Here is an 11787-nt window from a genome sequence, read left to right on the forward strand (position 1 = left end):
AACGAGGTTACGCTTTTTGCCTAGAGGCCAGGCGCGAATTTCAGAGGCTGTCCAGCCAGGCCGAGAAGCGGCGCGGCGGCAGCACGCGGGCCGCCTGCTCGGGATCGGCCGCCGGCAGGTGCGGGATCACCGCCAGGCAGGGGGCCGGCAGGCGCGCCTCCAGGGTGGCCAGGTTTTCCTCGAATACCGGCATGTCGGGGGCGACCCGGTTGGCCACCCAACCAGCCAGCCGGAGCCCACGCGCCGCGACCGCCTCGGCGGTCAGCAGGGCGTGGTTTATGCAGCCCAGGCGCATGCCGACGACGAGGATCACCGGCAGGCCCAGGGCGACGGCGAGGTCGGCGCTGTCCCGGCGCGCGTCGAGGGGCACCCGGAAGCCGCCGGCGCCTTCCACGACGATCCAGTCGGCCAGGCCGGCAAGCGCCTCGTAGGCCTCGACGATGCGCGGGATCTCGATGCGCACGCCCTTGCGCTCGGCGGCGATGTGGGGGGCGATCGGTTCCCTGAACAGGTAGGGGTTGACCAGGTCGGCCGGGGCCGGCACCGAGGCCGCACGGGTCAGGGCCAGCACGTCCTCGTTCTGCCACCTGCCGTCCACCTGCTCGGCACCGGCGGCGATCGGCTTCATGCCGAGGGCGCGCAGGCCCAGTTGGCGCATGGCGACGAGCAGGGTGGCGCTGACCAGGGTCTTGCCCACCTCGGTGTCGGTACCCGTGACGAACAGCCCGGCCATCAGCGCAATCCCATCTGGCGTTGCTCGATCTTCAGCTGGATGACCTTGCGGCCGTCCTCCCAGTGCGCCTTGTCGCCCACCCAGGCGTGGCCGTAGACCACCTCGTAGGTGGCCGGCAGGCGGCCGTCGTGCCGGAAGGCTTCGTAGTTCTCGACCAGCCGGTACCATTCGCGCCGCCCCATGAGGCCTTGCCGGCGCTCCTCCAGGACGGTATGGGCGCCGATGCCCTTGAGGTCGCGCAGCAGGTCCTTGAGGTCGGCGTAGGTGAGGGTGAGGTGCTCCATCTCCATCACGGGGTTGGCGAAGCCGGCGTGGACCAGGGCGTCGCCGACGTCGTGCATGTCGATGAAACGGTTGACGTGGCCGTGGCCGTCGAGGCCGGCGAAGGCCGCGCGCAGTTCCTTCAGGGTATCGGGGCCGAGGCTGGCGAACAGGACCAGGCCGCCCGGCCGCAGTACCCGGCGTACCTCGCGGAACATGGTTTCCGGGTCGTCCAGCCATTGCATGGCCAGGCTGGACCAGACCAGGTCGCAGCTGTCCGCCGCCAGGGGCAGGCTGGTCATGTCGGCGCACACCATGGGGGCCGCGGCGGAACTGCCGCCGAACAGGCGCCCGAGCAAGGACGGTTTCGGCCGTCGCCGGCGCGCCTCGACCAGCATGGCGTGGGCGAGGTCGAGGCCGACCAGTTCGGCCTTCGGGTAGCGCCGGTCCAGGAGCGGCAGGGCGAAGCCGGTGCCGCAACCGGCGTCCAGGATGCGTGCCGGCGCCAGCTTGATCATGTCCAGGCGTTCGTCCAGGCGCCGGCAGACCTCCTGCTGCAGGAAGGCGGAGGCGTCGTAGCCGGAGGCCGCCTGTTCGAAGGAGCGCCGGATGGCTTGCCTAAGTCTCGAGTTCATCCAGGAATCCTCGCAGTTGGGTGACAAACCAGTCCGGATGGGACAGGAATGGGGCATGCGCGGCGCGCGGATGGCAGGCCAGGCGGGCGTCCGGGATGGCCTCGGCCAGCCAGGCGGCGGCGCCGGCCGGGCACAGGTTGTCGTGCTCGCCGTGCAGCACCAGGGTCGGGCAGGCGATCCGGGACGCTTCGGCGCGCAGGTCGACGGCGCGCAACAGGGCGAGGCCGTCGGCGAGCACGCCGGGGGCCGGCTCGCCGCGCGCGAATACGGTCTCGCGCAGGCGGCCGACGGTCGCGCGGGCGTCGTCGCCACCGCGCGCCTGCAGGGACAGGAAGCGCAGCAGGGTGCCGCGGTAGTCGCTGGCCAGGGCCTCGGCGAAGCCGGCCAGGACCTCCGGCGCGAGGCCATGCGGCCAGTCGGCCCGGCTGACGAAGGCCGGGTTGGTGGCGACCAGGACCAGGCCGGCGACCTGGTCCGGGTGGCGGGCGGCCCAGGCCAGCGCCGCCATGCCGCCCATCGACCAGCCGACCACAACGCGGCGGCCCGGGTGGCCGGCTGCGAGCGCGTCGGCCAGGCCGGCCGCATCGTAGGGCGTCACCGTCGCCACGGTGCCGTAGCCGGGCAGCTCGGGCTGCGCCACGGCGCGGTTGTCGAGCCGGCTGGCGACCTCGTTCCAGATGCCGCCGTGCAGGCCCCAGCCGTGCAGCAGGATCACCGGCAGGCTCATGCCAGCTCCGCCAGGGCCGCGACCAGGCGGTCGACGTCGGCCTCGTCGTGGCCGGCCGAGAGCGAGATGCGCAGGCGCGCCGTGCCCTCGGGCACGGTCGGCGGGCGGATCGCCGGACACAGGATGGCGCGCTCGGCCAGGCCGTCGGCGAGGCGCAGCGCTTCGCGGTTGCCCCCCACCAGGAGGGGCTGGATTGCCGTCTCCGAAGGCAGCAGCGACCAGGGCAGGCCGGCGGCGCCGGCCTTCAGGCGGGCGATCAGCCGGGCCAGGTGGCGACGCCGCGCCGGCTCGCCGGCAATCAGGGCCAGGCTGGCCGACGCGGCGGCGGCGAGCATGGGCGGGGTGGCGGTCGTGTAGACGTAGGTGCGCGCCTTGTTGACCAGCCATTCGATCAAGTCTGCGGAGCCCGCCACGCAGGCCCCAGAGACACCGGCCGCCTTGCCGAGGGTGGCCAGGTAGATCAGGCGGGCGTCCGGCCGGGTGATGCCGTAGTGCTCGAGGATGCCGCGGCCACCGGCGCCGAGGACGCCGAAGCCGTGCGCGTCGTCGAGATACAGCCAGGCGTCGTAGCGCTGCGCCAGGGCGAGCAGTTCCGGTACCGGGGCGAGGTCGCCGTCCATGCTGAACACGGCGTCGCAGGCGATCAGCTTGTCCTGCGCCGTGCTCGCGCGCAGCAGCTGTTCCAGGTGGTCGAGGTCGTTGTGCCGGTAGCGCTGGTGGTCGGCGCGCGAGAGGCGGGCGGCGTCGACCAGGGAGGCGTGGTTGAGCTTGTCGGCGAACACGGCGCCGTGGCGGTCGACCAGGGCGCCGACCACGCCCAGGTTGGCCATGTAGCCGGTCGCGAAAAGCAGGCCGGCGGGCAGGCCGACGAACCCGGCCAGTTCGTGCTCCAGCCTGTCGTGCAGGGCATGGTGGCCGGTGACCAGGTGGGCGGCCCCCGCCCCGGTGCCGACTTCGGCGGCGGCCGCCCGGGCCGCCTCGGCGAGGGCCGGGTGGCCGGCCAGGCCGAGATAGTCGTTGCTGGCGAAGGACAGGTAGTCGCGGCCGTCGATCCTGACCCGGCTACCCTGGGGTCCGTCGAGGACGCGCCGGCGCCGGCGCAGGCCGAGCCGGTCCAGCTCGGCGAGCCGGGCCGCGAGGTCCATCATGGCGGCTGCCCCGGTCAGGCCTCGGCGCAGCGCCGACCCTTGACCGGCTCGGGATGCAGGCCCAGCTTGGCCATCAGGGTGTTGTCGGCGCTGACGTCGGGGTTGCCGGTGGTGAGCAGCTTGTCGCCGTAGAAGATGGAGTTGGCGCCGGCCAGGAAACACAGGGCCTGGCCCATCTCGCCCAGTTCGTGGCGGCCCGCCGACAGGCGCACATAGGATCTCGGCATGGTGATGCGGGCCACGGCGATCGTGCGCACGAACTCGAGCGGATCGAGGTCGGCGTTGGCCGCGAGCGGGGTGCCGGCCACCTTGACCAGCATGTTGATGGGCACGGACTCCGGCTGCGGGTCCATGCAGGCCAGTTCGGCGACCATGCGGGCACGCATGGCGCGCGACTCGCCCATGCCGATGATACCGCCGCAGCATACCGAGATGCCGGCATGGCGAATCTTGGCCAGGGTGTCCAGGCGGTCCGCGTAGGTGTGCGTGGTGATGACCTGGCCGTAGAACTCGGGCGCCGTGTCGATGTTGTGGTTGTAGTAGTCGAGGCCGGCCGCCTTGAGCTTTTCGGCCTGGCCTTCCTTGAGCATGCCCAGGGTGACGCAGGCCTCCATGTCCAGGGCCTTGACCTGGCGCACCATGTCGGCGACGGCGTCGAGGTCGTTCTCCTTGGGGCCGCGCCAGGCCGCGCCCATGCAGAAGCGGGTGGCGCCGCTCTCCTTGGCGGCGCGGGCGCGCGCCAGCACCTCGTCGGCCTCCATCAGCCGCTCGCGTTCCAGGCCGGTGTCGTGGCGGGCGGACTGGGAACAGTAGCCGCAGTCCTCGGAACAGCCGCCGGTCTTGATCGACAGCAGCGTCGACATCTGCACCGCGTTGGCGTCGAAATGCTGCCGGTGCACGGTCTGGGCACGGAAGATCAGGTCGTTGAAGGGCAGGTCGAACAGGGCCGCGATGGCCTCGCGGGTCCAGGCCGGGGTGGTGTCGAGGTTGGCTAAATCGGTCATGCTTGAAGCTCCAGTTGAATGTCCTGCCAGGTTTCCTTGCCGGCCTTCCAGATGTCGTAAAGCGACCACGGCACCAGGGCGACGACGAACAGCACCCAGACGCCGGCCCAGCCGGTCGGCAGGTGGGCGAGATCGTTGGCCATGATGGTCAGGAAGCCGACCAGCGCGTAGTAGCGGTAGCCGGCCCACTTGTTGTAGTGGCGTACCTTGGCGTCGGGGTGGTGGGCGATAGCGGCGTACACGAACATCGAGGCCGCCAGCCAGATCATGACCGGGGGCAGCGACATGGCCATGGGCAGGAAGGCCAACTTCTTGTCGGCGAGATTGTGGCCGATGGTGAACAGGGTGGCCGACAGGGCCGTGCTGGCGACGGCGAGGATATTGAAAAGCCGTGCCGAACGCAGGCAGGACGCGGCGGTGACGACTTTTGTCTCAGCCATGATAATAAAAAAGGTAAAAGATAAAGCCGCACATGTTCGCGGCGGGGAGGTTGGTTGTCAAATCCTGTTGCCGATGCGTTGAACAGCTGCATAAATTATATGCAAGCCCGGCTCGCCCAGCCCTGCCTGCTGTGCGGTGCGCGCAGCCGGGCCGGGTTGCTCTGCCCGGCCTGCGCCGCCGATCTGCCACGGCTGCCAGCCGAGCGTTGCCCGGTGTGCGCCATGCCGACGCCCGGCGGGGCGGTGTGCGGCGCCTGCCTGAAACGGGCGCCGGCCTACGACCGGACCGAGGCGGTGTTCCGGTACGCCTTTCCGGCCGACGTCCTGGTCCAGCGCCTGAAGTACGGCGGCCAGACCGTCCTGGCCGGCTACCTGGCCGGGCTGATGGCGCCCTCGGCACGTCCCGACCTGATCGTGGCCATGCCGTTGCATCCGCACCGCCTGCGCGAGCGCGGCTACAACCAGGCCGCGCTCCTGGCCGGCCACCTGGCCAGGCGCCTGGCCCTGCCGTTCGCGGCCACGGCCTGCCGGCGCCTGCGCGACACGCCGCCCCAGGTGGACCTGCCGGTCAAGGCCCGGCGCAGGAACCTACGCGGCGCGTTCGACTGCACGATGGACCTGGCGGGCAGGCACGTCGCCCTGGTCGACGACGTCATGACCAGCGGCGCCAGCCTGGACGAACTGGCCCGGGTGGTGAAACGCGCCGGCGCCGCCGAGGTGTCGGCCTGGGTGGTCGCCCGCACCGTGCGGGATTAACCCGGTACGCCTCAGGCCGTCTCGCCGATGTCGAACAGGCGCCGGTGTTCGAGGATGGCGTAGCGGTCAGTCATGCCGGCGACGTAGTCGCACACGGCGCGGGCGACGCCGGCCCCGGCACGTTCCTGGAATTCCGGCGGCAGCAGGCGGGGCTCGGCCGTGAAGGTGGCGAACAGGTCGCGGATCAGGCGGCGCGCCTTTTCGCTCATGCGCATGACCCGGTAGTGCCGGTACAGGTTCTGGAACAGGAAGCGCTTCAGGGCCAGGCTTTGCGCCTGCATGTCTGGGCTGAAGGCCACCAGCGCCGGGCAGGCGCGCACGTCGGCCAGGGTTTCCGGCCGGTGCGCGGCGATGTTGGCGCGGGTCTGGGCGACCAGGTCGACCACCAGGGTGTTGATCATGCGGCGTATCGTCTCGTGGATCAGGCGCCGGTCGGTCAGGGCCGGGTAGAGCCGGCGCACCTCGTCCAGGTGGCGGCGGAACAGCGCGATCTCCTCCAACTGCGCCAGGGTGATCAGGCCCGAGCGCAGGCCGTCGTCGACGTCGTGGTTGTTGTAGGCGATCTCGTCGGCCAGGTTGGCGATCTGCGCCTCCAGGCTGGGCTGGCGGCCGTCCAGGAAGCGCTGGCCGACATCGCCCAGCTTCTCGGCGTTCTTCTTCGAGCAATGCTTGAGTATGCCCTCGCGCGCCTCGAAGGTGAGGTTCAGGCCCTCGAACTCGGCGTACTTCTGTTCCAGCTCGTCGACCACCCGCAGGGACTGCAGGTTGTGCTCGAAACCGCCGTCCTCGCGCATGCATTCGTTGAGCGCGTCCTGGCCGGTGTGGCCGAACGGCGTGTGGCCGAGATCGTGGGCCAGGGCCACGGTCTCGATCAGGTCCTCGTTGAGGTCCAGGATGCGGGCCAGGGTGCGGCCGATCTGGGCCACCTCGAGGCTGTGCGTCAGGCGAGTGCGGAACAGGTCGCCCTCGTGGTTGACGAACACCTGGGTCTTGTACTCCAGGCGCCGGAACGCGGTGGAGTGGATGATGCGGTCGCGGTCGCGCTGGAATTCGGAACGCGGCGCCGCCGGCGGCTCCGGGTGGCGGCGGCCGCGCGAGCCGTTGGAATGGGCGGCGTAGGGGGCGAGGTCGGTCATGGTCGGCATCCCGTTCTGGCAGCAGGCTGGTGCACGGACCGCCCGGCGGTCGTGCTGGCTGGATTCTCGCACAGCCCCGGCGCACCTTGGCGCCGGATGCCGGTCGGGCTCAGCGACCGAGGTCGGCGGGCAGCGCGTAGTCCGGGTAGGCCCTGCGAAACGCCGCCAGCTCGTCGCCGGCTTCGCGGTCCCGGCCGGCCAGCTTGAGGCGGCGGATGGCGTCCAGCCAGGCCTCCGGGCCTTCCGCCGCATCTGCCGGTGCGGTCGCCGCGGCAGCCGGCGCGAGGGATGGGCGCGCCGGGGCGCCGGCCGGGGCTTCGGCAGCCAGGCTTTTCTTGCGCGCGGCGACGGCGCCATCCGCCGCCCCGGCCGGCTCGGCGGCGAAGCGTTCGACGGGCGGCGGCGGAGCCTCGGCGGGGGGCGGTTCCGGGACGGCCTCGGCCATGGGCGCCGCGTCCTGCCGGACTGCTGCCCCGGCGGCGCGGGCACGCGCCGCAACGGCCTTGCCGGCGACGGTCCGCTTGGCCGGCGCCGCCGCGGGTTGCGCCGGTTCGGCCGCCAACTCCGGTGCCCGGGCCGGTGCGGCCGCCAGCGGCACCGCGGCATCGCCGTGCAGGGCGTCCGGATGCTCGCGTTCGACCAGCAGGCCGACCGAGACGCCGATCACCAGCGTCGCCGTCAGGCTGGCCGGGACCAGCCAGCGCGACCACCGTGTTGCCGGGCGCCGGGCGGTCCCGGGCCGGGGCTGCCGGGCCGCCGCCAGGATGGCCGCGTCGACCGCGGCGGGGGGCGTTTCGGTGGCGGCTTCCCGATACAGGCGGGACAGCCGCGGATCGATCTCGGTCATCGCCATGGCTCCAGGAACTTGCGCAACTTGGCTGCCGCATAGCGTAGCCGGCTCTTCACGGTTTCGCGACCGACCCCGGCGAGCGCCGCGATCTCCTCCAGGGTCAAGCCGCCCTCCTCGGCCAGCAGAAAGGCCTCGCGCTGTGCCTCGGGGAGATCGGCGACGGCCGCCGCCAGGGCCTCGGCCAGCTGCTTGCCGGCGACCTGGCGATCCGGCCGGTCGGCTTCGGGTGCCGCCACCTGCCATTCGCAGTCGTCGCCGTCGGCATCCGCCGGCAGGGGATCGAGCGGCTCCCGGCCGCGTTTGCGCCAGTGGTCGATCAGGCGGTTATGGGCGATGTGGAACAGCCAGGTCGGGAACCTGGCGGTCGGTTGGTAGCTTGGCGCGGCGCCGATCACCTTCATGAACACGTCCTGGAAGAGTTCGTCGGCCTCGCCGGCCTGCGCGCACTGGCGCAGGAAATAGCGGTAAAGGGGACCGCGCCAGCGCCCGTACAACACCTCGAAGGCGGCGGCGTCGCCGTCCCGGTAGGCCAGCATGAGACCTTCGTCGGTTCTGGGGTCTTCGAGCACGTTAACGACGGATCGGTGTGAATGGGGTTGGCGGGGCAGGTTCCGATTGTGCCATCGGTGCGTCTTCCCGGTTTAACCCCATTGCCCGATCGCCGGCGTTCAAGGGGTACCCAGCCACCACCAGGAGACCACCATGCTGCGCCACACCCTGTCCATCCTTTCCGCCACCCTGCTGATCGCCTGCGCGGGCGGCGCCGAGGCCGGCCGCTATGCCGACGTCGCGGTCGTCAACCGCACGACCGGCGAGACGCTGCCGGTCTACCGCCACCAAGGCCGCTACTACGTGGAGGGCCGCGCCGGCGACCGCTACGCCATCCGCCTGGCGAACCGGAGCGGCGCCCGCATCCTCACCATCCTGTCGGTCGACGGCGTCAATGCCGTGACTGGGCAGAACGCCGCCACCGACCAGGACGGCTACGTCCTGAGCGCCTGGTCGAACGCCGAGATCGCCGGCTGGCGCAAGGACATGGACAACGTCGCCGCCTTCTACTTCACGGCCCTGGGCGACAGCTATGCGGCGCGGACCGGACGCCCGGACAACGTCGGGGTGATCGGGGTCGCCGTCTACCGGGAATACGTCGCCCCGGTACCGATCGCCGAGCCGGCGCCGGCCCGGTCGGATACCTGGGGCGACGCCGCCACGCAGGAATCGGCGGCACCGGCGGCGGCCGCCGCGGGGCCTGCCCGCCGCGCCAAGGCGCTCGCCGAGGAGAAGATCGGCACCGGCCACGGCGAACGCCTGTACGCGCCCACCGAGACCACGGAATTCCGGCGCGCCAGCCAGGCGCCCGCCGAGATCATCCGGATCTACTACGATAGCCGGGCCAACCTGGTCGCCCGCGGCATCATCCCGAGCCGCCCGCGGGTACCGCAGGCCTTCCCCGGCAACGGCTTCGTGCCCGATCCGTCCTGAGTCGGCGAAGGTCAGGGTGCCGCCGGGCCGGTCGCCTCGGTCAGGGTCTGCCGGAGCAGTTCGGCCGGGGCGTCGGCGCCGACATAGCATGCGCCCAGGCGGCGGAACAGGACGAAGCGGATCTTGCCGCCCTCGACCTTCTTGTCCACGCCCATGTAGCCGAGATAGGCGTCGGCCCCCAGGTCCGGGGCCACGGTCGGCAGCTTGGCGCGCTTGAACAGGGTGACGACCCGTTCGACGTCGGCGCCGTCGATGTTGCCCATGCGCCGGGACAGGTCGGCCGCCAGCACGGTGCCGGCGGCGACGCCCTCGCCGTGCAGCCAGACCCCGTAGCCCATGCCGGCCTCGATGGCGTGGCCGAAGGTGTGGCCCAGGTTGAGCAGGGCGCGCTGGCCCGCCTCGCGCTCGTCGGCGGCGACCACCTCGGCCTTGTTCTCGCAGGAGCGCCGGATGGCATAGGCCAGGGCCTCGGCATCGCGCGCCACCAGCCTGTCCATGTTGGCCTCCAGCCACTCCAGGAAGGGCAGGTCGCGGATCAGGCCGTACTTGATCACTTCGGCCAGGCCGGCCGACAGCTCGCGGTCGGGCAGGGTGGCCAGGGTGCCGGTGTCGGCCAGCACGACCTGCGGCTGGTAGAAGGCGCCGATCATGTTCTTGCCGAGCGGGTGGTTGATGCCGGTCTTGCCGCCCACCGAGGAGTCGACCTGGGCGAGCAGGGTGGTCGGCACCTGGATGAAGGGCACGCCGCGCTGGTAGGAGGCGGCGGCGAAGCCGGTCAGGTCGCCGATGACGCCGCCGCCCAGGGCGATCAGCGTGGTCTTGCGCTCGGCCCGGTTGCTCAGCAGGGCGTCGAAGATCCGGTTCAGCGTTTCCCAGTTCTTGTAGGCCTCGCCGTCGGGCAGGACGATGGCCAGGACCTCGACGCCGGCGTCCTTCAGCGTGGCCGTCAGGCGTTCCAGGTAGAGCGGCGCCACCGTGGTGTTGGTGACGACGGCGACGCGCTTCTGCTTCAGGTGCGGCAGGATCAGGTCGGCGCGCTCGAGCAGGCCGGTGCCGATGTGGATGGGGTAGCTGCGGTCGCCCAGGTCGACGGTGAGGGTTTGCATGGTGGCACCACGGGATATCGATGCCCGCCATTATAAGCGTTAGGCCGATCGGGCCCGGAGGCGGCGTCGGTCCGGGGCGGGTTTGGGCAGGTGCGGCATCCGGACTATGATCATGGTAATGCACGGTCGCCGGGGGCCTTGCGGCGCGGCCGCGCCGGAGGAATCACCGGCCGAGGGAACCAAAATGAAAATGACCCATGCGCAATGGATGAAGGACACCGCCGCTTTCGGGCGCGTGCGCAGCAAGGAATTGAAGGCTTTGGACAATGCCCTGATGCTCTACGAGCAGGCGCTGACGGGCTCGGGTTCGGTCCTGCGGGAGAAGAAGAACCTGCAAAACGCCCTGGAGGCGTGGAAGGCGGCCCAGAAGGCGAAGGGTCAGGACTGGCGCAGCAGCGTGCGCAACAAGCTCAAGGCCGTCGAGAAGCTGGATGCCGAACTCGGCCATGTCATCATGGGGGCCGGCGGCCTGAGCAGCCGGGGCGACCTGATGGTGGACCCGGAGGAGATGCGGGCCCGCAAGATCATCGCCGACCACATCAAGCAGAACACCCGAACGATGTTCATGGGTCAGAAACTGACCATGAAGACGTCGTCGAAGTTCACCACCGCGAACGACGTCCGCGGCGCGGTGATGGAGTTCAAGGGCAAGACCAAAGCCATCGTCGATGCGGCCAAGGGGGTCGCTCCCGATACCTCGGCGGCGCAGACCCTGCTCGTCAAGCTGTTCGGCGACTTGCCCATGCCGGCGGTCATGGAGGCCCTGGGCGGGACGGTGGGCGAATTCATCGGCAACGTGGCGCCCTTCCTCGGCGCCGTGAAGTCGGCCGGCCAGGCGGCGATAAAGTGGGGCAAGGTCGCCAAGGGCCTGTACGACAAGCATGGCCTGAGCAAGGCCGAGCTTTCCTTCGCGCCCGGGGACCCGGCCGCCGCGTTCGAGGCCATCCTGCGCATCCAGCAACGGGAGATCAATGCCAACCTCGCCCAGGCGGGCATCTACTCCGCGTCGGCGGTGGCCAAGACCGCCTTCACCGCGGCGGATTTCGGCGGCGTCAGCGGACCGTTGCTGGGGGCCGCCGAGTCCATGGCCCTGCTGGTCCAGAAGGTCTACGCGTTCGCACGCGACTGGATCGAGATGCGGGAGGCCAACGAACTCCTGGCCAAGGGGCCGTACGACCTGACCCTGTTCAAGACCTGTCCGTTGCTGGGCTGCTACCTGATCGGCAATTCCAACACCAGCGACATCATCAACATGGCGGTGGGCGACTACGGCAAGACCGGCTGGATGCTCGAGGTCGAGGTGATGGTGCGCAAGGCGCAGCCCGTGTTCGAAAAGTCACGCGAAGTCATCCGCGGGTCGCGCTACGAGATTGCCGGCATGCAGGGCATGAAGGGCGTGGTGGCGGACCGCAAGCGGACGACGCTCGGCCTGCCGACGGGCAAGCTGGACGGCGCCATCGACGACGTGTCGGCGAAGATCAAGGGGATATTCAAGTGATGCCGGCGTGC

General features: G+C 70.7%; 13 protein-coding genes. 3 read left to right on the top strand and 10 right to left on the bottom strand.

Annotation, left to right across the window (positions count from 1 at the left end; translation table 11 throughout):
- Positions 1 to 40 precede the first annotated feature (40 nt).
- From bioD to EZJ19_RS02715, 6 genes are read right to left on the bottom strand one after another with little or no spacing between them, the layout of a single operon-like run.
- On the bottom strand, positions 41 to 733 hold the full coding sequence (gene bioD, locus EZJ19_RS02690; protein WP_131444762.1) for a dethiobiotin synthase: 693 nt from the start codon (positions 731 to 733) through the stop codon (positions 41 to 43).
- Positions 733 to 1629: a malonyl-ACP O-methyltransferase BioC gene (gene bioC, locus EZJ19_RS02695; protein WP_131444763.1), complete on the bottom strand. Its 897-nt coding sequence runs from the start codon at positions 1627 to 1629 to the stop codon at positions 733 to 735. Before bioC ends, bioD begins: the two co-directional genes overlap by 1 nt.
- Positions 1613 to 2356, bottom strand: a complete 744-nt coding sequence (bioH, locus tag EZJ19_RS02700; protein ID WP_131444764.1) for a pimeloyl-ACP methyl ester esterase BioH — start codon at positions 2354 to 2356, stop codon at positions 1613 to 1615. Before bioH ends, bioC begins: the two co-directional genes overlap by 17 nt.
- Positions 2353 to 3504, bottom strand: coding sequence for an 8-amino-7-oxononanoate synthase (gene bioF / locus EZJ19_RS02705; RefSeq protein WP_131444765.1), 1152 nt, complete (start codon positions 3502 to 3504; stop codon positions 2353 to 2355). The genes bioH and bioF overlap by 4 nt, the downstream gene beginning before the upstream one ends.
- A gap of 14 nt (positions 3505 to 3518) precedes the next feature.
- Entirely contained in the window at positions 3519 to 4508 is a 990-nt protein-coding gene (gene bioB, locus EZJ19_RS02710) for a biotin synthase BioB (RefSeq protein WP_131444766.1), read from the bottom strand.
- A complete protein-coding gene (locus EZJ19_RS02715; protein ID WP_131444767.1) occupies positions 4505 to 4948 on the bottom strand; it encodes a hypothetical protein in 444 nt (147 codons plus the stop codon). Before EZJ19_RS02715 ends, bioB begins: the two co-directional genes overlap by 4 nt.
- A 99-nt stretch (positions 4949 to 5047) precedes the next feature.
- On the opposite strand from EZJ19_RS02715, the gene EZJ19_RS02720 reads away from it, so the two are divergent.
- Entirely contained in the window at positions 5048 to 5704 is a 657-nt protein-coding gene (locus EZJ19_RS02720) for a ComF family protein (protein WP_131444768.1), read from the top strand.
- Positions 5705 to 5715: 11 nt separating this feature from the next.
- Here EZJ19_RS02720 and EZJ19_RS02725 read toward each other — a convergent pair whose 3' ends face one another.
- The 3 genes from EZJ19_RS02725 to EZJ19_RS02735 all read right to left on the bottom strand — a co-directional run bounded on the left by EZJ19_RS02725 (position 5716) and on the right by EZJ19_RS02735 (position 8259).
- Positions 5716 to 6840, bottom strand: a complete 1125-nt coding sequence (locus EZJ19_RS02725; protein WP_131444769.1) for a deoxyguanosinetriphosphate triphosphohydrolase — start codon at positions 6838 to 6840, stop codon at positions 5716 to 5718.
- A gap of 109 nt (positions 6841 to 6949) precedes the next feature.
- On the bottom strand, positions 6950 to 7687 hold the full coding sequence (locus EZJ19_RS02730) for a hypothetical protein (RefSeq protein ID WP_131444770.1): 738 nt from the start codon (positions 7685 to 7687) through the stop codon (positions 6950 to 6952).
- Positions 7684 to 8259, bottom strand: coding sequence for an RNA polymerase sigma factor (locus EZJ19_RS02735; RefSeq protein WP_276320094.1), 576 nt, complete (start codon positions 8257 to 8259; stop codon positions 7684 to 7686). Before EZJ19_RS02735 ends, EZJ19_RS02730 begins: the two co-directional genes overlap by 4 nt.
- Positions 8260 to 8392: 133 nt before the next feature.
- On the opposite strand from EZJ19_RS02735, the gene EZJ19_RS02740 reads away from it, so the two are divergent.
- The gene (locus EZJ19_RS02740) at positions 8393 to 9172 is read left to right on the top strand and encodes a hypothetical protein (RefSeq protein ID WP_131444772.1); all 780 of its coding nucleotides are present in this window, start codon (positions 8393 to 8395) and stop codon (positions 9170 to 9172) included.
- Between the two features lie 11 nt (positions 9173 to 9183).
- On the opposite strand, the gene aroB is transcribed toward EZJ19_RS02740, so the two are convergent.
- Complete coding sequence (aroB, locus tag EZJ19_RS02745; RefSeq protein ID WP_131444773.1) at positions 9184 to 10278, bottom strand: 3-dehydroquinate synthase; 1095 nt, start codon at positions 10276 to 10278, stop codon at positions 9184 to 9186.
- Positions 10279 to 10462: 184 nt separating this feature from the next.
- On the opposite strand from aroB, the gene EZJ19_RS02750 reads away from it, so the two are divergent.
- Positions 10463 to 11776, top strand: coding sequence for a hypothetical protein (locus EZJ19_RS02750; protein WP_131444774.1), 1314 nt, complete (start codon positions 10463 to 10465; stop codon positions 11774 to 11776).
- Positions 11777 to 11787: the final 11 nt, after the last annotated feature.

Origin of the sequence: Parasulfuritortus cantonensis (assembly GCF_004337445.1) — a bacterium.
In the GTDB taxonomy this organism is placed as follows: domain Bacteria; phylum Pseudomonadota; class Gammaproteobacteria; order Burkholderiales; family Thiobacillaceae; genus Parasulfuritortus; species Parasulfuritortus cantonensis.

What these genes read in the sequence shown, in the direction of transcription:
- bioD (WP_131444762.1), bottom strand. Translation starts at nt 733, where the DNA reads ATGGCCGGGCTGTTCGTCACGGGTACCGACACCGAGGTGGGCAAGACC.
- bioC (WP_131444763.1), bottom strand. Translation starts at nt 1,629, where the DNA reads ATGAACTCGAGACTTAGGCAAGCCATCCGGCGCTCCTTCGAACAGGCG.
- bioH (WP_131444764.1), bottom strand. Translation starts at nt 2,356, where the DNA reads ATGAGCCTGCCGGTGATCCTGCTGCACGGCTGGGGCCTGCACGGCGGC.
- bioF (WP_131444765.1), bottom strand. Translation starts at nt 3,504, where the DNA reads ATGATGGACCTCGCGGCCCGGCTCGCCGAGCTGGACCGGCTCGGCCTG.
- bioB (WP_131444766.1), bottom strand. Translation starts at nt 4,508, where the DNA reads ATGACCGATTTAGCCAACCTCGACACCACCCCGGCCTGGACCCGCGAG.
- EZJ19_RS02715 (WP_131444767.1), bottom strand. Translation starts at nt 4,948, where the DNA reads ATGGCTGAGACAAAAGTCGTCACCGCCGCGTCCTGCCTGCGTTCGGCA.
- EZJ19_RS02720 (WP_131444768.1), top strand. Translation starts at nt 5,048, where the DNA reads ATGCAAGCCCGGCTCGCCCAGCCCTGCCTGCTGTGCGGTGCGCGCAGC.
- EZJ19_RS02725 (WP_131444769.1), bottom strand. Translation starts at nt 6,840, where the DNA reads ATGACCGACCTCGCCCCCTACGCCGCCCATTCCAACGGCTCGCGCGGC.
- EZJ19_RS02730 (WP_131444770.1), bottom strand. Translation starts at nt 7,687, where the DNA reads ATGACCGAGATCGATCCGCGGCTGTCCCGCCTGTATCGGGAAGCCGCC.
- EZJ19_RS02740 (WP_131444772.1), top strand. Translation starts at nt 8,393, where the DNA reads ATGCTGCGCCACACCCTGTCCATCCTTTCCGCCACCCTGCTGATCGCC.
- aroB (WP_131444773.1), bottom strand. Translation starts at nt 10,278, where the DNA reads ATGCAAACCCTCACCGTCGACCTGGGCGACCGCAGCTACCCCATCCAC.
- EZJ19_RS02750 (WP_131444774.1), top strand. Translation starts at nt 10,463, where the DNA reads ATGAAAATGACCCATGCGCAATGGATGAAGGACACCGCCGCTTTCGGG.